Raw genomic sequence first — 19960 nt, 5'->3', positions numbered from 1 at the left:
CCCGCAGCGCGGCTCAGTGCGAGCGGGAGATCAGCTCCAGCAGCGCGCGACCGTACGCTTCGGACGGGTCCGGATGCTCGAAGATCTCGGAGCTGTCCGCGATCTCGATCTCGACGCGGAAGGCGTCTTCGACGCGCGTGAGCGAGCGGAAGGTGCCGCGCAGCAGCTCGCGCAGCTGGTCCTCGCGCGGCAGCCAGACCGCGTCGGCGAGCGTCACCGCGTCCAGCGCCCACTCGGTCGTGCCGTTGAAGGCGAGGTCGGTTCCGCTCGGGGTCTGCCTGGCCTCGATCGTCATCTCGCTGACCGTGAAGACCTCGGCCTCCGCCTCGAGCTCTACCTCGTCGGGAAGATCGAGCTGGAAGCGGTCGCCCTCCGCCGGGTGCCAGACGAGTCCGGCCTCTCGAAGGGTGACGGCGAGCTCGCGAGTGATCATCCCTTCACGCTAGACGACGGAGGATCGCCCGGGATGCGAGCGGGCTGGGATGAGGGCCGGCTGTGTCGGCGGGGTGAGGCAGAGTGGGGGCATGACCTCCCCAGCTCCTGCCGACACCCGCGATGCTGCACTGTCGGCCCTGCGCGAGCTCGTCGGCCGCCCGGACGCCGACTTCCACGACGGCCAGTACGAGGCCATCGAGGCGCTGGTCGAGGGACGCCGGCGTGCGCTCGTGGTGCAGCGCACCGGATGGGGCAAGTCCGCGGTCTACTTCGTCGCGACGCTGCTGCTGCGACGCCAGGGCGCGGGGCCGACCGTGCTCGTCTCGCCGCTGCTTGCGCTCATGCGCGACCAGATCGCCGCCGCCGAGCGCGCGGGTGTGCGCGCGGTCGCCATCAACTCCACCAACGCGCACGAGTGGTCCGACGTGCTCGCCCAGCTCGATCGCGATGAGGTCGACGTGCTGCTGGTCTCCCCGGAGCGGCTCAACAACCCGGCCTTCCGCGAGCAGCAGCTGCCGGCACTCGTCCGCCGCATCGGCATGCTCGTGGTCGACGAGGCGCACTGCATCAGCGACTGGGGGCATGACTTCCGCCCCGACTACCGGCGGCTGCGCGAACTGATCGCGCAGATGCCCGCCGATGTGCCGGTGCTCGCGACCACCGCGACCGCGAACAGCCGGGTCGTGGCCGATGTCGCCGAGCAGCTCGGCAGTCTTCATGCCGGCGAGGGCGAGGCGGCGCCCGTGCTCACGATCCGCGGACCCCTCGCGCGGACCTCGCTGCGGCTGGGTGTGCTGCGGCTGCGCGACTCGGCGAGCCGCCTGGCCTGGTTGTTGAGCCACCTCGACGACCTGCCGGGGTCGGGCATCATCTACACGCTGACCGTCGCCGCTGCGGTCGACACCGCCCGGCTGCTGCGTGATCACGGGCACGACGTCCGCGCATACACCGGGCAGACCGACACCGACGAGCGCGCGGAGTCCGAGGGGATGCTCAAGCGCAACGAGGTCAAGGCGCTGGTCGCCACGAGCGCGCTCGGCATGGGGTTCGACAAGCCCGATCTGGGCTTCGTGCTGCACCTCGGTGCGCCGTCGTCGCCCGTGGCCTACTACCAGCAGGTCGGCCGTGCCGGTCGAGCGAGCGAGAGCGCCGACGTGCTGCTGCTCCCCGGCGTCGAGGACCGCGACATCTGGCACTACTTCGCCACCGCGTCGATGCCCGACCGGGAGCGGGCGGAGCGCGTGATCAGTGCGCTCGGAGACGCCCCGATCTCGACGCCGGCGCTCGAGGCGATGGTCGACATCCGGCGGACGCCGCTCGAGCTGCTGCTCAAGGTGCTCGACGTCGACGGTGCGGTGCGACGCGTACAGGGCGGCTGGGTCGCGACGGGCGACCCCTGGACCTACGACGCGGAGCGCTACGAGCGCATCGCCGCCGAGCGCCTCGCCGAGCAGCAGCACATGATCGACTACGAGCAGACCGACGGATGCCGCATGGAGTTCCTGCAGCGCGCTCTCGATGACGACACCGCGGCTCCCTGCGGGCGGTGCGACAACTGCGCGGGCGGATGGTTCCCGCGCGAGATCGGGGAGTCTGCGACCACGCAGGCCGCGGAGTCGCTCGACCGAGTAGGCGTTCCGATCGAACCCCGTCGCGCCTGGCCGACGGGTGCCGATCGGTTGGAAGTGCCGGTCAAGGGGCGCATCCCCGCCGACGAGCAGGCGGGAGAGGGGCGGGCGCTGGCTCGACTCACCGATCTCGGATGGGGCGGTGCGCTGCGTGAACTCTTCGCCGCGGGTGCAGCGGATGCCCCGGTGACGCCGCAGCTGCTCCAGGCCTGCATCCGCGTGCTCGCCGAGTGGGGTTGGGAGGAGCGACCGGTGGCCGTGGTCGCCCTGCCCTCGCGGTCGCACCCCTTGCTGGTCGACTCGCTCGCGCGCGGCCTCGCCGACGTCGGACGACTGCCCTATCTGGGGGCGCTCGAACCGGTCGGCGGCGGGCCGACCGGACAGCCCGGCGGCAACAGTGTGTTCCGTCTCGGCGGCCTCTGGGATCGGTTCAGCGCCGAGCACCTCGACGTTCCGGCGGGGCCGGTGCTGCTCGTGGACGACCTGGTCGACAGTCGATGGACGATGACGGTGGCCGCCCGGGTGCTGCGGCAGGCCGGTGCGACCCAGGTGCTGCCGTTCGCCCTGGCGCTGCGCGGCTGAGGAGGGCCGGACCGGCGATCGGCGTCAGTCGTCGGCGGGCGCGACGCGGGGCGGCCACGAGGTCGCGCCGAGTTCGCGCGAGATGTTCCTGGCGGTCTCCCTCAGGGCGTTCATGATCGCGTCGGAGGCCGGCGTCTGGGAGGTCGGCAGGACCACCGCGACCGCCGCGACGATGGCGTTCGAGGCGTCGGCGACGGGGGCGGCGAGCGAGGACTCGCCCAGCACGGCCTCGTCGAACTCGCCGGCGGTGCCGCGCTCCGCGATCGCGGGCAGTTCCAGGGTCAGACGGGCGACGTCGGTGATCGTGTCGCCGGTGAGGCTGCGCAACGGCTGCTCGAAGACGGTCTGCTGGAAGCCCTGGTCGTAGGCGAGCAGCACCTTGCCCATGGCGGAGGCGTGCGCGGGGATGGCGACACCGGTCTCCAGCATCTGCTGGCTGTCATCGGGGCGCAGGTTGTGGTGGATGACGAGCACGTCGGTGAAGTGCGGGGCGCCCAGTCGCACGGAGAGGTCGGTGCGACGAGCGAGCTCCTGCGTCCAGCGCATCGCCCGCGCACGCACGTCGAGGGTGTCGAGGTACACGTTGCTCAGGCGCAGCAGTGTCGGCCCGAGCATGTAGCGCTGGCCACCGCGCTCTTTCGCGACGAGGCCGTGCGAGCGCAGCGACTTGACGATCCCGTGCACGGTCGACGGCGGCAGGCTGAGCGCTGCGGCGAGGTCGGTGATGCCGAGGTGGCGTGCTCCCTGGAGCAGCTCGAGGATCTTCGCCGCGCGGTCGATCGCCTGGATCACGGGGGAGCCTCCTTCCGGTGCGTCGTCGAGCCGGTGCGTATGCCGTGCCGGTCTTCAGGATGATCTTGACAACCCGGCAGGCTCCGAGCATATTCGACATTAACGAATTGCTTTCGGATTCTGCGAAAGAAATCCCGAGGATCAAAGGAGATCGAACGATGAAGAAGCTCATCAACGCCCCCGAGGACGTTCTCGTCGAATCCCTGAAGGGGGTGGCTCTCGCTCATCCCGAACTCTCCGTCGACCTGGAGAACCACGTCATCACGCGGGCGACGCCCAAGACCCAGGGCAAGGTGGCGATCGTCTCCGGCGGCGGGTCCGGCCACGAGCCGCTGCACGGCGGCTTCGTCGGCACCGGGATGCTGGATGCCGCCGTTGCGGGCGAGGTCTTCACCTCTCCGACGCCCGACCGCGTCCAGGTCGCCACGAAGGCCGTCGATCGCGGAGCCGGCGTGCTCCACATCGTGAAGAACTACACCGGCGACGTGCTGAACTTCGAGATGGCCGCCGAGCTCGCCTCCATGGAGGGGATCGAGGTGGGCAGCGTCACCGTGGACGACGACGTCGCCGTGCAGGACTCGCTCTACACGGCAGGTCGTCGAGGGGTGGGCCTGACGGTGCTGCTCGAGAAGATCGTCGGGGCCGCAGCCGAAGAGGGCCGCGACCTCGCCGCCGTCGTCGAGCTGGCCAAGAAGGTCAACGGCCAGGGCCGCTCGATGGGCATGGCGCTCACCAGCTGCACGGTTCCGGCCGCGGGCAAGCCCACCTTCGACCTCCCGGACGACCAGATGGAGATCGGCATCGGCATCCACGGGGAGCCCGGTCGTCATCGTGAACCGCTCGCGCCGGCATCCGAGATCGCCCGACAGCTCGTCGAGCCGATCCTCGGCGACATCGACGCGGCCGGCCCGGCGATCGTGATGCTCAACGGCATGGGGGCGACGCCGCTGATCGAGCTGTACCTGATGTACGGCGAGGTCGCGGCGATCCTCGAGAAGTCCGGGGTGCAGATCGCCCGGAACCTGGTGGGCAACTACATCACCTCGCTCGACATGGCGGGCTGCTCGGTCACGGTGCTCAAGGCCGACGACGAGCTGCTGCGGCTCTGGGACGCCCCCGTGAACACCCCCGGACTGCGGTGGGGTGCGTGATGGCGGCTGTCGACACCGCTGTCCTCGCCGACTGGGTCTCCCGTTTCGGCGCGGCCGTCACGGAGAAGCGCGACTGGCTCACCGAGCTCGACTCGGCGATCGGCGACGCCGACCACGGCGCGAACATGGCCCGGGGGATGAACGCCGTGAGCGAGAAGCTCGCGGCGGGCGCTCCCGCCACGGTCGATGAGCTGCTGAAGACCGTGGGCATGACGCTGGTGAGCTCCGTGGGCGGGGCCAGCGGACCGCTCTACGGCACCTTCTTCCTGCGGATGGGGATGGCGGCCGGTGCCGTGTCCGAGCTCGACGGGTCGGCGCTCGCCGCTGCCCTGCGCGCAGGCCTCGACGGCATCGTGGCGCGGGGGAAGGCCGAGGCGGGCGACAAGACGATGTTCGACGCGATGGCTCCGGCCGTCGATGCGCTCGATGCCGCGCTCGCCGGAGGCGCGTCCGTCGCCGATGCCGTCAGGACGGCAGCGGATGCGGCAGCCGACGGTCGCGACGCCACGCTCCCGCTCGTCGCCCGCAAGGGCAGGGCCAGCTACCTGGGCGAACGCAGCGCCGGGCACCTCGACCCGGGGGCCGCATCGACGGCGATCCTGTTCGACACGCTCGCCGCAGCCGTGGCGGACGGCGCCGGATGATCGGCATCGTCGCCGTCTCCCACAGCGCTCGGCTCGGGGAGGCGGCTCTGGAGCTTGCCCTGCAGATGGTGCAGGGTGACGGGGTGCGCGTGCAGGTCGCCGCCGGCGCGGGAGTGGACGGTGACGGCGCACCGATCCTCGGGACGGATGCGGTGGCGGTGGCTGCCGCGATCGACGAGCTCGCGGCGGACTGCGACGGCGTCCTGGTCCTCATGGACCTCGGATCGGCCGTGCTGAGTGCCGAGCTCGCGCTCGAGCTGCGGTCGAGCGACGTCCCCGTGCGGCTTGCGCCCGCTCCGTTCGTGGAGGGACTGCTCGCCGCCGTCGTCTCCGCCGCGGCGGGCGGAGGGTTGGACGCGGTCGCTGAGGAGGCGACCGCGGCACTCGGCGCGAAGACCGGGCAGCTCGGAGGTCCCGACGATGCGGGGCCATCGCCGGAACCAGAGAACGAGCCCGCCGGCGAGGAGCTCGTCCGGCGGGTGCGGGTGCGGAATCCGCTGGGTATCCATGCGCGCCCCGCCGCGCTGATCGCGGAAGCCTCGGCCGGGGTCGATGTGCGGCTGCGTCGTCTTCCCGACGGTCCGGACGCGTCGGCCGCGAGCCTCTCGCGACTGCTGATCCTCGGGGCTCGGCAGGGCGACGAACTGGAACTGGTCGCGCGCGGCCCGGAAGCGGCCGCGGTGCTGGAGAAGCTGTCGGCGCTGTTCGACGACGGATTCGGAGAGGGGACGGACGAAGCGACGCCGACGGCCCCTGCGGCGGCTGCGGGATCCACGGTGCCGGTGTCCGACGCCCGGGCCCCCGACGCCGCGGTGCCCGTCATCGCGCCCGGCGCGGTGCTGCGGGGACGCGGCGTCAGTCCCGGCCGGGTGGCCGCGCCGCTCGTGCATCTCGCGCCGGCGGTCGGCGAACCGGAAGTGGGTGCGGTCGTCGCTGCGGAGGACCGTGACGCCGAGGTCTCGGCGATCGAGTGGGCAGCCGTGGCCGTGGCGGATCAGCTGCGTGCACGGACGTCTCAGGCGACGGGGGAGACCAGGGCTATCCTCGATGCGTCGCGCCTGCTGGCCTCCGACCCCGAGCTGGTGTCGGAGGCGACGGCACTCGTCCGCGCGAAGGGCCGCACTGCGGCCCGCGCGATCTGGGAGACCGCAGCCGCGCACGAGAAAGGTGTGGCCGCGCTGGGAGGCCGGATGGCGGAGCGTGTCGCCGACATCCGCGACGTGCGCGACCGGATCATCGCCGAGATCCTGCAGGTCGACATGCCCGGGGTTCCCGAGCGCGATGAGCCGTTCGTGCTCGTGGCGACGGACCTCGCGCCCGCCGACACCGCAGCCCTCGCCGGAGGGCACTGCGTCGCGCTCGTCACCGAGCAGGGTGGACCGACGTCGCACACCGCGATCATCGCGCGATCGCTCGGTCTTCCCGCGGTCGTCGGCGTCGCCGGTGCGGTCGGCATCCCGGTCGGCTCGACCCTCCTCGTCGACGGCGGGCGCGGCACGGTCGAGGTGGACCCGCCGGCATCCCGCGTCGCGGAAGCGCAGGCGGCCGCGACCGTGGTGGAGTTCGACGGATCCGGGCGCCTCGCCGACGGGCACCGCGTGGCGCTGCTGGCGAATGTCGGCGGCACCCCGGACGCGGTGAACGCCGCGGCGGCACGAGCGGAGGGCATCGGCCTGTTCCGCACCGAGTTCTGCTTCCTCGACCGGGCCGACGCGCCGACCATCGCGGAGCAGACCGACGCCTATCGCGGGGTTCTCGCCGCATTCCCCGACCGCAAGGTCGTCGTGCGCACGCTCGATGCGGGGAGCGACAAGCCCCTCCCGTTCGCGAACTCCGACAAGGAGGACAACCCGGCGCTCGGGGTGCGGGGGCTCCGGATCGCACGCCGTCGGCCGCAGCTGCTCGACGATCAGCTACGTGCACTCGCGCTCGCCGCGGCGGAGGAGGCGGCCGAGGTCGAGGTCATGGCCCCGATGGTGGCCACCGTCGAAGAGGCCGGGGAGTTCGCCGAGCTCGCGCGCGCGGCGGGTATCGGCCGCGTCGGCATCATGATCGAGACGCCGTCGGCAGCACTGCTCGCCGCCGAGCTGTTCGAGGTGGTCGACTTCGTGAGCCTCGGAACCAACGACCTCGCGCAGTACACGCTGGCCGCCGACCGGCTGCTGAGCGACCTGGGTGATCTCAACGATCCGTGGCAGCCGGCGGTGCTGCGCCTGATCGGTATGGTCGGTGCGGCGGGGCGTGCGGCCGGAAAACCGGTGGGCGTCTGCGGCGAGGCGGGCGGGGACCCGGCCCTCGCCCCGGTGCTCGTGGGACTCGGAGCGACTTCGCTCTCGATGACCCCGCGGTCGCTCGGACGAGTGGCCGACGCGCTCCGTGACGTGACCGAGGAGGAGTGCCGTCGCGCTGCTGATGCCGTGCTCGGGGCCGCGACGGCGGAGGAGGCCAGGGCCGTGGGAGCCGCCGCTCTGCAGCGTGCCGATGCCCGGTGATCGCGCCGTATATGCGTGCCCCGGCATGTTCAGAATCTCATTCTGATCTCGACATGGAGCGAGAACCTCGTGAGGCCGGGGCGAGGCCCTAGGCTCGGCCGCACGGGGGTGCGCCGATGCCGGCGCCGAGTGTGGATCGGAGTGGGACATGTCGCGGTCGAAGACGTTCGTGAGGGGCCTGATCGGTGTCGTCGCGGCAGGGGCGTTGGTGGCGTTGTCGGGGTGCGCCCCGACTCCGCAGTCCACGCCCACCCCCGAGCCCACGGTCTCGGAATCCCCAGCTCCTGATCCGTATGCCGGACCGATCGCCTTCGTCGGTGACGAGCTGGACTGGTTCCTGCTGAGCGCCGAGGAGATCTCCGGTCTGCTTCCCGATGTGGGTGATGTCAGTCCGGCGGTGCCCTCTCTGATCCAGGTGTCCGACGGCGGTGGCTACGAGCCGGACCCGGCGATCTGCAACGCGGTCTACGCCGAAGCCTCGCTCGGCTCCATCGGCGCACGCTCCGTCACGTGGACGAGCACGATTCCCGAAGGGCGCGAGGGCTGGCTTCACGTGCTGCAGTTCGCCGATGAAGCGGCTGCCACGGCGCGCATGGACCAGTATGCCGAGGCCGCGGAACAATGCGGATCCTTCGAGTACGGTGGGGCGCCTTCTTCCTTCGCCTCGTCGACGGTCGAGGGCGACGGGGGCGTCCGTGCCATCGCCGGCTCCCTCGTGCTCACCTATCCCGAGGGCGGTGGCTACAGCCTCTACAAGAGCTACTCCTCGGTCGGAAACGTGATCGTCGAGATGTGGCAGCCCTTCACTGGTGAACCCGCGTTCGACACCGAGGCCGCCGCAGCGCTGCTGCGCGACCGAGCAAGCGAGGCCAGGGCGAAGCTGATCGACGAGTTGACGGAGAACCCGCCGGTTTCCGTGGACGTCCCTGCCGCCGACCCCGCTGCGCCCTGGAGCGAGTGGGAGATCACGACTGCGGGGGTCGGCCCGGTGCGCCTGGGGGCCGAGCTCGATGAGGCCATCGCCGCCGTTCCCGGAGCGCGGGTCGCGGAGCCCGAGTGGCCGGGGGCGCCGACGCGATTGATCTCGGCCGATGGGTCGGCATCCCTGGTGCTCTGGACGCAGGACGAGTCGACCGTCGTCGCCGGGGTCTCCGTCGGCATCGCGAACGTCGCAGGTGACCTGACCCACGATGGCGCGTCTCTTCCGTCTGCCGACGGTGTGCGCGTCGGCGATCCCCTGAGCGCCGCGGTGTCCGCCTTCCCCCAGGGCACGGCATTGCGCATCGTCTCCTCGGGAGAGTACTTCTACGAGTGGTCCAGCCGCGAGGGGGTCGTGATGCGGTTTCGACTCGATCGCGACTCGACCCTCGACGCCGCTGCGGTGATCACCGGCGTCATGGTCGAGGACGCCACGCTCCGCAAGGGACTGATCTTCGGCTGACCCGCGCGCGGCGAGCCGCCGCGGAGCACTCCATTACCGATCGATCGGTCAGTTAGTATGGGCCGCGCGGATGCTGTCGCTGCGGCGTCCGCGCGACGAGGAGGTCGACGATGACGGATGCAACGCCCCAGGCCGCGGAAGCCGTGCGCCCGAACCGGGCCATGATGGAGCGCGATCGCGCTTCCGCATCGCTGGGTCTCGTCGTCGAACGCGATGATCCCGGTCACGCCGTGGTCTCGATGTGCGTGCGTGACGACATGACCAACGGGTTCCACATCACCCATGGCGGCTTCGTCTTCGCCCTGGCCGACACGGCGTTCGCTATCGCCTGCAATGAGGACGATCGGGTCACGGTGGCCGCGGGCGCCGACATCTCGTTCCTGAAGTCGACCGTCGCCGGACAGACGCTGACCGCGACGGCCGTGCGGCGCACCCGCAGCGGACGCTCCGGCATCTACGACGTGACGGTCGTCGACGAACTCGGCGATCCGGTCGCGGAGTTCCGTGGCCGCTCGCGCACCACCGATCAGACCTTCTGACCTCGCGCGGCCGCTCCCGGCCGACCGCGCGATCCGATGCGAGACTGTGGGGATGTCCGAGATGCAGAGCACGCGACGAGGCCGCCCCGGTTACGACCAGCAGGGCATCCTCGCCGTCGCCGTCGCCGCGTTCAACGAGCACGGGTACGACGCGACCTCGATCGGGAAGCTGGCCGAGCGCCTCGGCCTGTCGAAGTCGGCGATCTACCATCACTTCGGTTCGAAGGACGAGATGCTCGATCTCGCGCTCGACGCGGCGCTCAGCGGGCTCGAGGCGGTGGTGGACGACCCGCTTCCGGCCACGGTCGATCGTGAGGGGTCCCGCGCCGTCGCCCGCCTCGAGCACGTCCTCCGCGGGGCCGTGCACGTGCTCGTCGACCAGATTCCCGCCGTCACGCTGCTGCTGCGGGTGCGCGGCAACACCGATGTCGAGCGCCGGGCGCTCACCCGCCGTCGTGCGTTCGACCGCCGGATCACGGCGCTCGTCACCGAGGCGCAGGCCGAGGGCACACTGCGCGCCGACATCGACGCCAGCGTCGTGGCCCGCCTCGCGTTCGGAATGATCAACTCGATCGTGGAGTGGTACCGCCCAGGCGGACGCGAGGACGCGGACCGGCTCGCCGACGACGTCGTCGCCATCGCCCTCGACGGCCTGCGCCGTCGCTGAGGCCGTCCGCCGAGACCCCGTCTTCCCGCCGAGACCCCGTCGTATTCGAGTCGGAAGGACGGGGTCCCGGCGACAGCCCGGGGTTTCAGCCGGGCTACACCGCGGCGAGTTCCTTCGCGACGAGGGTGAGCACGTCGTACGTGGCCACGATCTCGTCGCGCTGGTTCTTCAGCACCGCGTCCCAGCGCACCTCGCCGTACTCGTCGGTCTCACGCGGAGTGATCTGCTTGGCGGTGAGTTCGACGCGGATCTCGTCGCCGGGGGAGACAGGGGTGAGGAAGCGCAGGTTCTCCAGGCCCGAGTTCGCGAGGACGGGACCGGGCGCGGGGTCGACGAACAGGCCGGCAGCCCACGACACCAGCAGGTACCCGTGGGCGACGCGACCCGGGAAGAACGGGTTCGCCGCGGCGGATTCCTCATCCATGTGCGCGTAGAAGGTGTCGCCGGTCAAGGTCGCGAAGGTCTCGATGTCTTCCAGCGTCACCGCGCGGGAGCCGCTCGCGACCTGGTCGCCGATGCGCAGCTCGGCCAGCGACTTGCGGAAGGGGTGCACGCCACCGCTCTCCTCGTACGGCCGTGCCGCCGTGCCCTGATGCCACACGCCGGTGAGGGCGGTCAGCATCGCGGGGGAGCCCTGCACCGCGGTGCGCTGCATGTGGTGCAGGACGGCGCGGATGCCGCCGAGCTCCTCGCCGCCGCCGGCGCGGCCCGGGCCGCCGTGCACGAGGTTCGGCAGCGGCGAGCCGTGACCCGTCGAGCTGCGGGCGTCGTCGCGGTCGAGGAAGAGCACCCGTCCGTTGTAGGCGGCCATGCCGGTGGCGAGCGCCACGGCGACCTCGGGGTCGTGCGTGGCGACACTCGTGACCAGCGAACCTCCGCCGCGCGCGACCAGGGCACTGGCCTCGTCGAGGGTGCGATAGCCGACGATGCTCGAGACCGGACCGAACGCCTCGATCTCGTTGACGGCTGCGCTCTCCGGGTCCGGGAAACGCAGCAGCATCGGGGCGAGGAAGGCGCCATCCGGGGCGGGTCCCTCTGTTCCGTCGCTGTGCCGCACGTCCGGAGCATCGGTCGAGCCGATGACCAGGTCACCACCGCCGTCCTGCAGCCGTGCCACCTGGCGCAGCACCTCATCGCGCTGTGCGGTCGAGGCCAGCGGCCCCATCGTCACGCCTTCCGCGCGCGGGTCTCCCAGCACGATGCGCTCGGACAGTCGTGTCCGCACGGCATCGATCACATCGTCGACGACACCGGTCGGCACGATCGCGCGTCGGATCGCCGTGCACTTCTGCCCGGCCTTGCTGGTCATCTCCGCCACGAGCTGCTTGACGTAGGCGTCGAACTCCGGGGTGCCCGCGACCGCGTCGGTCCCCAGGATCGACGCGTTGATGGAGTCGGTCTCGCTCGTGAAGCGCACCCCGCCCGTCTGCACCGCATCGTGCGCCCGCAGCCGTTCTGCGGTGGACGCCGACCCGGTGAACGCCACGAGATCCCCCAGGCGGAGCTCGTCGAAGAGGCCGGGAACACTGCCCGAGACGAGCTGCAGGGAGCCCTCGGGCAGCAGCCCGGAGTCGACCATGATCCGCACCATCGCCTCGGCGAGGTACCCGGTCGGCGTCGCGGGCTTCACGACGGTCGGCACGCCGGCCAGGAACGCCGGGGCGAACTTCTCCAGCGAGCCCCAGACCGGGAAGTTGAAGGCGTTGATCTGCACGGCGACACCGGGGAGGCGTGTGTAGATGTGGCGCCCGAGGAAGGAGCCGTCCCTGGACAGGTTCTCCACCGCGCCGTCGACGAAGACCTTCGCGTTCGGCAGTTCGCGCCTGCCCTTGCTGGAGTAGGCGAACAGCACGCCGATGCCGCCGTCGATGTCGACCCACGAGTCCTGTGCGGTGGCGCCGGTGCGGCTCGAGATCTCGTACAGCTCCGCCTTGCGCTCGGTGAGGGCGAGCGCCAACTGCTTGAGGCGCACTGCGCGCTGGTGGAAGGTCAACGCGCCGAGCGAGGCCTGCCCCGCGGTGCGGGCGTAGGCGAGAGCCCCGGCGAGGTCGATGCCCTCAGTCGACACGCGGGCGACGAGGTCGCCCGTCGAGGCGTCGCGCACCTCGGTCGCCTCGGCGCCGGCATCCGGCGACCACCAGGATCCCTGCAGATAGCTGGGGAGGATCTCGGTCATGTCAGTTCCCTTCATGAGGCGTCCCATTCGTAAAAGCCGCGTCCGCTCTTGCGCCCGAGGTGACCCTCGGCGACGAGACGGCGCAGCAGAGCCGGCGGTTCGAAGCGTTCGCCGAGGTTCGCGGAGAGGTACTCGGAGATGCCGAGCCGCACATCGAGTCCGACGATGTCGGTGAGGCGGAGCGGCCCGACCGGATGCTTGTAGCCCAGCGTCATGGCGGTGTCGATGTCTTCGGCGGAGGCGACGCCCTCCTCGAGCATCCGGATCGCCTCCAGGCCGATCGCGACGCCGAGCCTCGACGACGCGAACCCGGGGGCGTCGGTCACGACGATCGGGGTCTTGCCGAGGGCTTGCACCCAGCCGCGCGCATCGTCCGCGAGCGGGGGAGCGGTGGCCGCGCCCCGCACGATCTCGACCAGCGTCGATGCCGGCACCGGGTTGAAGAAGTGCATCCCGAGGAACCGCGACGGCCGATCCAGCACCGCTGCGAGCTCATCGATCGAGATCGAGGAGGTGTTCGAGGCGAGGGCAGCGTCCGGTCCGATCTGCGCTTCGACGCGGGTGAGTGCGTCGACCTTCAGGGCCAGATCCTCGGGCACCGCTTCCACGACGAGGTCGCACGGCGCGAACGACCCGACGTCCGTGCCGGTGCCGAAGCGTGTCCGATAGGCGTCTCCCGGTTCCGCTGCCGTGCCTCGGGCGATCGAGGCGTCGACCGATTCCAGCACGCGGTGTGCGGCGGCCTCGGCGCTCTCCGGATCGCGTTCGACCACGGTGACCCGGGAGCCGGCGAGCAGGAACGCGTGAGCGATGCCGGCGCCCATGCGTCCGCCGCCGAGCACTCCGACGTGCGCGGGAGCGAGGGGAGTGGCCCCGGTCATCGGTCTCTCCGTTCCAGGAAGTCGGTCATGCGTCGGAACTTCTCCGGGCTCTCGAAGAGCTCGGCCTGGGCTTCCAGATCGGCGGCGGGGTGGCGGTCGCGGGGTGCGCGGAACACCCGCTTGGTCGCGATGGTGGCGGCCGGGTCGTTGCGGGCGATCCGGTCGGCGATCGCCTCGGCTGCGGCCCGCAGATCCTCGGCGTCATGGATCGCCGAGACGAGTCCGATGCGCAGCGCCTCCTCGGCCGTGACCGTGCGTCCGGTGAGCAGCAGCTCGATCGCCCTGGCGTCGCCCACGATCTCCTTCAGCCGCCAGCTCGCTCCGGCGGCGGCGAGGATGCCGAGGCCCGTCTCCGGGTTTCCGATCGCGAGCGAGGGCGTGGCGATGCGGATGTCGGCGGCGTAGGCGAGTTCGGCGCCGCCGCCCAGGGCATAGCCGTCGATGGCAGCGATGACGGGCATCGGCAGCTCGGCGATCCGCACGAAGGCGTGGGCGTTGATGCCGCGCAGCGCGTCGGCGGCCCGGCGTTCGCGCAGTTCGGCGATGTCGGCGCCCGCCGCGAAGACGCCGTCGGCGCCGACGAGGATGAGGGTGCGCGGAGCTGCCTCGAGTTCATCGCAGAGGAGGTGCAGGGCATCGATCGTGGCCTGGTCGATCGCGTTGCGCTTGTGCGGACGGTTGAGTGTCGCGATCACACGGTCGGGGCGTCGCTCGACGAGCAGCGGCTCTTCGGCGGCTGCGTGTTCGGCTGGCGATTCCGCGTGCATCACACCTTCTCCAGGATCACGGCCGCACCCTGTCCGACCCCCACGCACATCGTGGCCAGCCCGTGCCGCGAGCCCTCGCGCTCCATGCGTCCGAGCAGCGTGATCAGCAGACGGGAGCCGGACGAGCCGAGCGGGTGACCGAGGGCGATGGCCCCGCCGTCGGCATTGACCCGCTCGTCGTCGAGACCCAGTCGACGGATGCAGGCGATCGACTGCGTGGCGAAGGCCTCGTTGAGCTCGACGGAGCCGATGTCGTCGATGGTCAGTCCGGCGCGGCGGAGCGCCTTCTGCGTGGCGGGCACGGGGCCGAGGCCCATGACCTCGGGGGCGAGACCGGCGCTGGTGCCGACGACGATCCGGGCGCGGGGCACGAGGCCGTATCGCTCGACGGCCTCGGCGCTCGCCACGACGATCGCCGAGGCGCCGTCGTTGAGGGCGCTGGAGTTCCCGGCTGTCACCACGCTGCCGCCGGCGACCACCGGGCGCAGTCGGGCGAGTGCGTCGAGTGTCGTCTCGGGCCGCGGCCCCTCATCGACCCGCACTTCGCCGGTGGCGGTCGGCACGCCGACGATCTCGGGGGCGAAGCGTCCGGCCGCGATCGCCGCGGCGGCGCGCTGCTGCGAGCGGAGCGCGAAGGCGTCGGCCTCGTCGCGCGTGATCCCGTCGGTGCGGGCGACCTCCTCCGCGGTCTCGGGCATCGTGAAGGTCGCCTTGTCGCGGGCGGCGTGACGGGGGTTCGGGAAGCGCCAGCCGATCGAGGTGTCGAACGCCGCGCCCGGCTTGGACCAGGCCTTCTCGGGTTTGGCCTGCACCCAGGGCGCTCGGGTCATCGACTCGACGCCGCCGGCGACGATGAGGTCGGCGTCTCCGGCGCGGATCGCCTGCGCGGCCATCGTCACGGCCGACATGCCGGAGGCGCAGAGCCGGTTCACGGTGATGCCGGGAACGCTGTCGGGGAGCCCGGCGAGCAGCACCGCCATCCTGGCGACGTTGCGGTTGTCCTCGCCGGCCTGGTTCGCCGCGCCGAGGATGACCTCGTCGATGTCGATCTGCGCCGCGTCGACACCGGCCCGACGTACGGCCTCGGCCACCACGATCGAGGCGAGGTCGTCGGGGCGGATGGTGGCGAGCGCGCCGCCGTAGCGTCCGACCGGGGTGCGCGCCCCTCCGACGAGGAATGCCTCGGTCATGCGGATCTCCTGACTTCGTCGTCTCGGCGGGTCGTCGCCCGGGTCTTCGGCTCGGAATTACTGACCGATCGTATGGTAATTATGGCACAGGCGCGATGCCCGACCGGGGGACGCGGCGGTGTCAGACCCGCCCGAAGGCACGCAGCGGATTCTCGATGAGCTCGGTGACGCGCCGCAGGAACCCCGCCGCGTAGCCGCCGTCACACACGCGATGATCGAACGCGAGCGAGAGCTGGACGATACGACGGGCGACGATCGCGCCGTCGACGACCCACGGCCGCTCGATGATCCGGCCGATTCCGAGGATCGCGACATCGGGGTGGTTGATGATCGCCGCGGAGCCGTCGACGCCCAGCCCGCCGTAGTTGTTGAGCGTGAAGGTCGACCCCCGCAGCCGCTCGGGAGGCATCGTGCCGGCCCTGGCCGTGGCGGCGAGTTCGCGCAGTGCCGCGTCGAGCTGCTCCACGGTGAGGGCGTGCGCACGGGGGACGACGGGGACCAGGAGACCGCGCTCGGTGTCGGCGGCGATTCCGAGGTTCACGCCGTCGAACGAGATCAGCTCTTCACCGCTGTCGTCGAGTCGCGAGGCGAGCACCGGGTAGTCCTCGAGGGCGAGCAGCACGAAGCGCGCGAGCAGTGCCGTGATCGAGGGGGCCTTGCCGCCCGCCGGCGCCATCTGCGCGCGGATGTCCCACAGCGACGTGGCATCGACGTCGACCCAGACGGTCGCCTCGGGGATCTCGGTTCGACTGCGCGTCAGCTTCGCGCTGACCGCGCGCCGCAGCGGCGACATGCGCTCTCGGGAGACGACGTCGAGTCCGTCGACCGACTCTCCGGTCCCGTTCGCGGCACGGTGATGCGCGGCGGCGCCGTCGACGGCGTTCTCGACCGCGGCTTGCAGCACGTCGGCGCGGGTGATCGCCCCGTCGGGGCCGGTCGCCGTGATCGTGTGCACGTCGAGCCCCAGGTCGCGTGCCAGACGACGCACCAGGGGGGAGCGGACGGCCACTGGGCGGCGGACGGATGCTGCACCGGCGGAGGTCACGGCGGGGTCGGCAGTGGCGGCCCTCGGCGCAGGGGCCGGTGCGGGTGCGGCTGCGGCCGCGGATGCGGGTACGGTCGGGCGGTCGACTCGGACCGGCGTGGCGGCCGGGCGGCGACGTCCCTTCGTCGTGTGCGCCGTGGTGCCGTAGCCGATCAGCACGTTCCCCGATCCGGCGCGTTCCTCCTCGCGGTACGCCTCGTGCTCGGGGGTGCTCGATGCCGCGGCCCCCGCGGCATCCGGAGTCGTACCCTCCGTACCCGCCTCCGATGTCGATCCGGGGTCGGCCACCTCGAGCACCGGCGCGCCGACGTCGATCGTGTCCCCGGCGGTGCCGTGCAGGGCGGTGACGACGCCGGCGAACGGCGACGGCAGCTCCACCACGCTCTTCGCGGTCTCGACCTCGGCGATCGGCTGGTCCGTCGTGATGGTGTCGCCCACCGCGACGAGCCACTGCACGAGACCCGCTTCGGTGAGTCCTTCGCCGAGGTCGGGCAGACGGAAGATCTGCGTGGCCGGCTTCAGTGGGGCGCTCATACGTCGTCCTCCCAGTGCAGGGTGTCGATCGCATCGAGCACGCGGTCGACGTCGGGCAGGTACCAGTGCTCGAGCTTCGGGGGTGCGTAGGGGGTGTCGAAGCCGGTGACGCGCCGGACCGGGGCCGCGAGGTATTCGAAGCAGCGCTCGAACACGCGGGCCTGGATCTCGGAGGCGACGCTCACATATCCGGGGGCCTCGGCGATGACCACGGCGCGGCCGGTGGACTTCACCGCGGCGGTCACGGTCGCATCGTCGAAGGGGGAGAGCGAGCGCACATCGACCACCTGCACGCTGCGCCCCTCCGCGGCGGCGACCTCCGCGACCTCGAGCGCGAGCGGCACCGAGGCGCCGTAGGCCAGGAGCGTCACGTCGGTGCCGTCGCGGGCGATCCGGGCGGTGCCGAGCTCCGTGGTGACCGAGGTGTCGACTTCGCCCTTCGACCAGTACAGCTTCTTCGGCTCGAGGAAGATCACGGGGTCGGGTGAGGCGATGGCCGCGCGCAGCAGCGAATAGGCGTCCTGCGGCGTCGACGGGCTGACGACCGTGAGTCCCGGGGTGTGGGCGTAGTACGCCTCGGAGGAGTCGCAGTGGTGCTCCACGCCGCCGATGCCGCCGCCGAACGGGATGCGGATCACCAGCGGCATCCGCATTCCACCGCGCGTGCGGTTGCCGAGCTTGGCGACATGGCTGACGACCTGCTCGAAGGCCGGCAGGGCGAATGCGTCGAACTGCATCTCCACCACGGGTCGCATCCCGTTCATGGCCATGCCGACAGCGGTGCCGATGATGCCGGACTCGGCCAGAGGAGTGTCGAAGCAGCGGTCCTCACCGAATCGCGCGGTGAGACCGTCGGTGATGCGGAAGACGCCGCCGAGCGCCCCCACGTCCTCGCCGAAGACGACCACATCCGGGTCGGACTCGATGGCATCGGCGAGAGCTCTGTTCAACGCGGCCGCCATGGTCATGGTCGTCGCAGCGGCGACCTCGACCTCGGCGCGGGTGTCGTCGTGTGCGATCGTCATCGGTTGCCTCCGTTCGGGGTGGTCCCTGCACCCGCGTCGGCGAGGCGCGAGCGCTCGATCTCGTCGCGCAGCAGGTGCCATTGCTCATCGAGCTGTGGCGAGCGTGTCGCGGTGACGAAGCGGAACAGATCCTCGGGGTCGAGGTCGGCGTCGGTGTTCAGCGCGGTGCGCATCGCCGCGGCGATCTCCTCGGCTCCGGCGGCGAACCGCCCCTCGGCGTCGGCGTCGAGGGCGCCGATGCCGGTCAGGTGGGTGCGCAGGCGCAGCAGCGGGTCACGGGCGATCCAGGCCTGCACCTCGTCGCGCTCCCGGTAGCGGGTGTCGTCGTCGGCGTTGGTGTGCGCCTGCATCCGGTAGGTGTGCGCCTCGATGAGGGAGGGGCCGCCGCCGGTGCGGGCGCGGTTCACCGCCTCGCCGAGCACGGCGAGCACGGCGGCGACGTCGTTCCCGTCGACGCGCTGTCCCGGCATCCCGTAACCGATCGCCTTGTGGGCGAGAGAGGGAGCCGCGGTCTGCCGTGAGAGCGGCACCGAGATCGCGAACCCGTTGTTCTGCACGAAGAAGACGACCGGCACCTGGAAGACGGCGGCGAAGTTCATCGCCTCGTGGAAGTCGCCCTCGCTGGTGGCGCCGTCGCCGCACAGCGCGAGCACGACCGTGTCCTCGCCGCGATGCTTGGCCGCCTGCGCGAAGCCGACCGCGTGCAGCAGCTGGGTGGCGAGGGGAGTGGCCTGCGGTGCGACCCGGTGGGCACGCACGTCGTAGCCCGAGTGCCAGTCGCCCTTGAGGAGCACCATCGCATCGGCGGGTTCGACTCCGCGCGCGATGACGGCGACCGAGTCGCGATAGGTCGGGAACAGCCAGTCCGTGTCTCCGAGCACCATGGCGGCGGCGATCTGGCACGCTTCCTGGCCGTGCGAAGACGGGTAGACGGCGAGGCGTCCTTGACGGACGAGCGCGCCGGCCTGGTCGTTGATCCTCCGGCCCTCGACGAGTCCGCGATAGGCGGCCAGCAGGGTCGCGCTGCCGGGGAGTGCGTAGTGCTCGTCCACGACAGGCTGTCCGTCCGCGTCGATCAATTGCACCGCGGTGTCTCGCGGAAGCATGTCGGTGTGCAGCATGCGTTCGCCCTCCTTGCCGAACTCGATGGGGACAGCATGCCCCTGTCTGCGACAGTCATCCAAGATCATCCGCGAAATACTGGATGAACGAGCGACTCGTGGGGCATTCTTGATCGAAGTGTCAGAGTTTCTGGCTCGAGGAGAGGGGTGCCATGGCTGCGCTGGACGACACCGACCGAGCGATCATCGAAGAGCTGCGCCGCGACGCTCGCTCATCGATGACGGCGATCGCGGATGCCGTGCACATCTCGCGCGCCGGTGCGCACGCGAGGATCAAGCGCCTCACGGATGCGGGTGTCATCACGGGCTACACGGTGCGCACGGATCCCGTACTGCTCGGGCACCATGCGAGTGCCTACGTGACCCTCGCCATCGAACAGGCGACCTGGCAGGCCGTGAGCGACCGGCTGCGCGCGATCCCCGAGATCGAGCACATGGCCCTCGTCGGCGGCGACTTCGACGTGATCCTGCTGGTGCGCGCCAACGACGCCCGCGACCTCCGTCGAATCGTGCTCGAGGACATCCAAGCGATCCCCTCGATCCGCTCGACCCGGACCACGCTGATCTTCGAGGACTACACGCGGGACTGAGGGGGGCTCGGGCGGGTTTCGCGGGGTGGGATCTGTGGGGCTGGTTCTGCGGGGCTGGTTCTGCGGGGCTGGTTCTGCGGGGCTGGTTCTGCGGGGCTGGTTCTGCGGTGGGTGTGGAGAAGTGCTGTGTCGGCGCTTCTGTGGAGGGCGTGACAGCGTTTCGCGTGTTTCGGAATATTGCTCTGAACGGGGGTTATTCGGGGTTCGAATGTCGGTGGCCCTCGGTTGACTGGGGGTATGAACAACCCCGTGGAGGTGCT

At 71.1% G+C, this 19960-nt stretch carries 17 protein-coding genes; 8 read left to right on the top strand and 9 right to left on the bottom strand.

The annotated features are described in order from the left end of the window. Window positions 1-13: 13 nt before the first annotated feature. Entirely contained in the window at window positions 14-433 is a 420-nt protein-coding gene (locus DW298_RS10020) for a pilus assembly protein CpaE (protein WP_136042338.1), read from the bottom strand. Between the two features lie 91 nt (window positions 434-524). Between DW298_RS10020 and DW298_RS10015 the strand changes: the two genes are divergently transcribed. Beyond that, on the top strand, window positions 525-2645 hold the full coding sequence (locus DW298_RS10015; RefSeq protein WP_136042336.1) for a RecQ family ATP-dependent DNA helicase: 2121 nt from the start codon (window positions 525-527) through the stop codon (window positions 2643-2645). A 24-nt stretch (window positions 2646-2669) separates the two neighbouring features. Here DW298_RS10015 and DW298_RS10010 read toward each other — a convergent pair whose 3' ends face one another. After that, complete coding sequence (locus tag DW298_RS10010; RefSeq protein WP_136042334.1) at window positions 2670-3437, bottom strand: IclR family transcriptional regulator; 768 nt, start codon at window positions 3435-3437, stop codon at window positions 2670-2672. Window positions 3438-3595: 158 nt separating this feature from the next. Here DW298_RS10010 and dhaK point away from each other — a divergent pair, with 158 nt between their 5' ends. The 6 genes from dhaK to DW298_RS09980 all read left to right on the top strand — a co-directional run bounded on the left by dhaK (window position 3596) and on the right by DW298_RS09980 (window position 10371). Further along, window positions 3596-4588, top strand: coding sequence for a dihydroxyacetone kinase subunit DhaK (gene dhaK, locus DW298_RS10005; RefSeq protein WP_136042332.1), 993 nt, complete (start codon window positions 3596-3598; stop codon window positions 4586-4588). After that, window positions 4588-5232, top strand: a complete 645-nt coding sequence (gene dhaL / locus DW298_RS10000) for a dihydroxyacetone kinase subunit DhaL (protein WP_136042331.1) — start codon at window positions 4588-4590, stop codon at window positions 5230-5232. Before dhaK ends, dhaL begins: the two co-directional genes overlap by 1 nt. Next, window positions 5229-7724 carry a phosphoenolpyruvate--protein phosphotransferase gene (ptsP, locus tag DW298_RS09995; RefSeq protein ID WP_136042329.1) on the top strand — a complete coding sequence of 832 codons (2496 nt, stop codon included), beginning with the start codon at window positions 5229-5231 and terminating at the stop codon, window positions 7722-7724. Before dhaL ends, ptsP begins: the two co-directional genes overlap by 4 nt. Window positions 7725-7872: 148 nt before the next feature. After that, a complete protein-coding gene (locus tag DW298_RS09990) occupies window positions 7873-9165 on the top strand; it encodes a sensor domain-containing protein (RefSeq protein ID WP_136042327.1) in 1293 nt (430 codons plus the stop codon). 110 nt (window positions 9166-9275) lie between these two features. Next, entirely contained in the window at window positions 9276-9704 is a 429-nt protein-coding gene (gene paaI, locus DW298_RS09985) for a hydroxyphenylacetyl-CoA thioesterase PaaI (RefSeq protein WP_136042326.1), read from the top strand. A 52-nt stretch (window positions 9705-9756) separates the two neighbouring features. After that, the gene (locus DW298_RS09980) at window positions 9757-10371 is read left to right on the top strand and encodes a TetR/AcrR family transcriptional regulator (protein ID WP_136042324.1); all 615 of its coding nucleotides are present in this window, start codon (window positions 9757-9759) and stop codon (window positions 10369-10371) included. Window positions 10372-10465: 94 nt separating this feature from the next. Here DW298_RS09980 and paaZ read toward each other — a convergent pair whose 3' ends face one another. From paaZ to DW298_RS09945, 7 genes are all read right to left on the bottom strand, one after another. Next, window positions 10466-12547, bottom strand: coding sequence for a phenylacetic acid degradation bifunctional protein PaaZ (paaZ, locus tag DW298_RS09975; RefSeq protein ID WP_136042323.1), 2082 nt, complete (start codon window positions 12545-12547; stop codon window positions 10466-10468). Between the two features lie 11 nt (window positions 12548-12558). Beyond that, window positions 12559-13428 carry a 3-hydroxyacyl-CoA dehydrogenase family protein gene (locus DW298_RS09970; RefSeq protein ID WP_136042321.1) on the bottom strand — a complete coding sequence of 290 codons (870 nt, stop codon included), beginning with the start codon at window positions 13426-13428 and terminating at the stop codon, window positions 12559-12561. Then, window positions 13425-14195: an enoyl-CoA hydratase/isomerase family protein gene (locus DW298_RS09965; RefSeq protein WP_136042319.1), complete on the bottom strand. Its 771-nt coding sequence runs from the start codon at window positions 14193-14195 to the stop codon at window positions 13425-13427. The genes DW298_RS09970 and DW298_RS09965 overlap by 4 nt, the downstream gene beginning before the upstream one ends. Continuing rightward, complete coding sequence (locus DW298_RS09960; protein WP_136042317.1) at window positions 14195-15385, bottom strand: acetyl-CoA C-acyltransferase; 1191 nt, start codon at window positions 15383-15385, stop codon at window positions 14195-14197. Before DW298_RS09960 ends, DW298_RS09965 begins: the two co-directional genes overlap by 1 nt. Before the next feature lie 121 nt (window positions 15386-15506). Beyond that, window positions 15507-16964 carry a dihydrolipoamide acetyltransferase family protein gene (locus DW298_RS09955; RefSeq protein WP_136042315.1) on the bottom strand — a complete coding sequence of 486 codons (1458 nt, stop codon included), beginning with the start codon at window positions 16962-16964 and terminating at the stop codon, window positions 15507-15509. Further along, entirely contained in the window at window positions 16961-17989 is a 1029-nt protein-coding gene (locus tag DW298_RS09950; RefSeq protein ID WP_136042313.1) for an alpha-ketoacid dehydrogenase subunit beta, read from the bottom strand. Before DW298_RS09950 ends, DW298_RS09955 begins: the two co-directional genes overlap by 4 nt. Continuing rightward, entirely contained in the window at window positions 17986-19110 is a 1125-nt protein-coding gene (locus DW298_RS09945) for a thiamine pyrophosphate-dependent enzyme (RefSeq protein ID WP_136042311.1), read from the bottom strand. Before DW298_RS09945 ends, DW298_RS09950 begins: the two co-directional genes overlap by 4 nt. Before the next feature lie 152 nt (window positions 19111-19262). On the opposite strand from DW298_RS09945, the gene DW298_RS09940 reads away from it, so the two are divergent. Beyond that, window positions 19263-19700, top strand: a complete 438-nt coding sequence (locus DW298_RS09940; RefSeq protein ID WP_136042309.1) for an Lrp/AsnC family transcriptional regulator — start codon at window positions 19263-19265, stop codon at window positions 19698-19700. Window positions 19701-19960: the final 260 nt, after the last annotated feature.

The organism is Microbacterium sp. A20 (assembly GCF_004794515.1).
Taxonomy (GTDB): domain Bacteria; phylum Actinomycetota; class Actinomycetes; order Actinomycetales; family Microbacteriaceae; genus Microbacterium.
Note: the sequence above shows the minus strand (reverse complement) of the source record. Positions and strands in the feature narration are given on the sequence as shown.

Excerpts from the sequence above, each read along its gene's own strand:
- DW298_RS10020 (WP_136042338.1), bottom strand. The coding sequence starts at position 433 with ATGATCACTCGCGAGCTCGCCGTCACCCTTCGAGAGGCCGGACTCGTC.
- DW298_RS10015 (WP_136042336.1), top strand. The coding sequence starts at position 525 with ATGACCTCCCCAGCTCCTGCCGACACCCGCGATGCTGCACTGTCGGCC.
- dhaK (WP_136042332.1), top strand. The coding sequence starts at position 3,596 with ATGAAGAAGCTCATCAACGCCCCCGAGGACGTTCTCGTCGAATCCCTG.
- dhaL (WP_136042331.1), top strand. The coding sequence starts at position 4,588 with ATGGCGGCTGTCGACACCGCTGTCCTCGCCGACTGGGTCTCCCGTTTC.
- ptsP (WP_136042329.1), top strand. The coding sequence starts at position 5,229 with ATGATCGGCATCGTCGCCGTCTCCCACAGCGCTCGGCTCGGGGAGGCG.
- DW298_RS09990 (WP_136042327.1), top strand. The coding sequence starts at position 7,873 with ATGTCGCGGTCGAAGACGTTCGTGAGGGGCCTGATCGGTGTCGTCGCG.
- paaI (WP_136042326.1), top strand. The coding sequence starts at position 9,276 with ATGACGGATGCAACGCCCCAGGCCGCGGAAGCCGTGCGCCCGAACCGG.
- DW298_RS09980 (WP_136042324.1), top strand. The coding sequence starts at position 9,757 with ATGTCCGAGATGCAGAGCACGCGACGAGGCCGCCCCGGTTACGACCAG.
- paaZ (WP_136042323.1), bottom strand. The coding sequence starts at position 12,547 with ATGACCGAGATCCTCCCCAGCTATCTGCAGGGATCCTGGTGGTCGCCG.
- DW298_RS09970 (WP_136042321.1), bottom strand. The coding sequence starts at position 13,428 with ATGACCGGGGCCACTCCCCTCGCTCCCGCGCACGTCGGAGTGCTCGGC.
- DW298_RS09965 (WP_136042319.1), bottom strand. The coding sequence starts at position 14,195 with ATGCACGCGGAATCGCCAGCCGAACACGCAGCCGCCGAAGAGCCGCTG.
- DW298_RS09960 (WP_136042317.1), bottom strand. The coding sequence starts at position 15,385 with ATGACCGAGGCATTCCTCGTCGGAGGGGCGCGCACCCCGGTCGGACGC.
- DW298_RS09955 (WP_136042315.1), bottom strand. The coding sequence starts at position 16,964 with ATGAGCGCCCCACTGAAGCCGGCCACGCAGATCTTCCGTCTGCCCGAC.
- DW298_RS09950 (WP_136042313.1), bottom strand. The coding sequence starts at position 17,989 with ATGACGATCGCACACGACGACACCCGCGCCGAGGTCGAGGTCGCCGCT.
- DW298_RS09945 (WP_136042311.1), bottom strand. The coding sequence starts at position 19,110 with ATGCTGCACACCGACATGCTTCCGCGAGACACCGCGGTGCAATTGATC.
- DW298_RS09940 (WP_136042309.1), top strand. The coding sequence starts at position 19,263 with ATGGCTGCGCTGGACGACACCGACCGAGCGATCATCGAAGAGCTGCGC.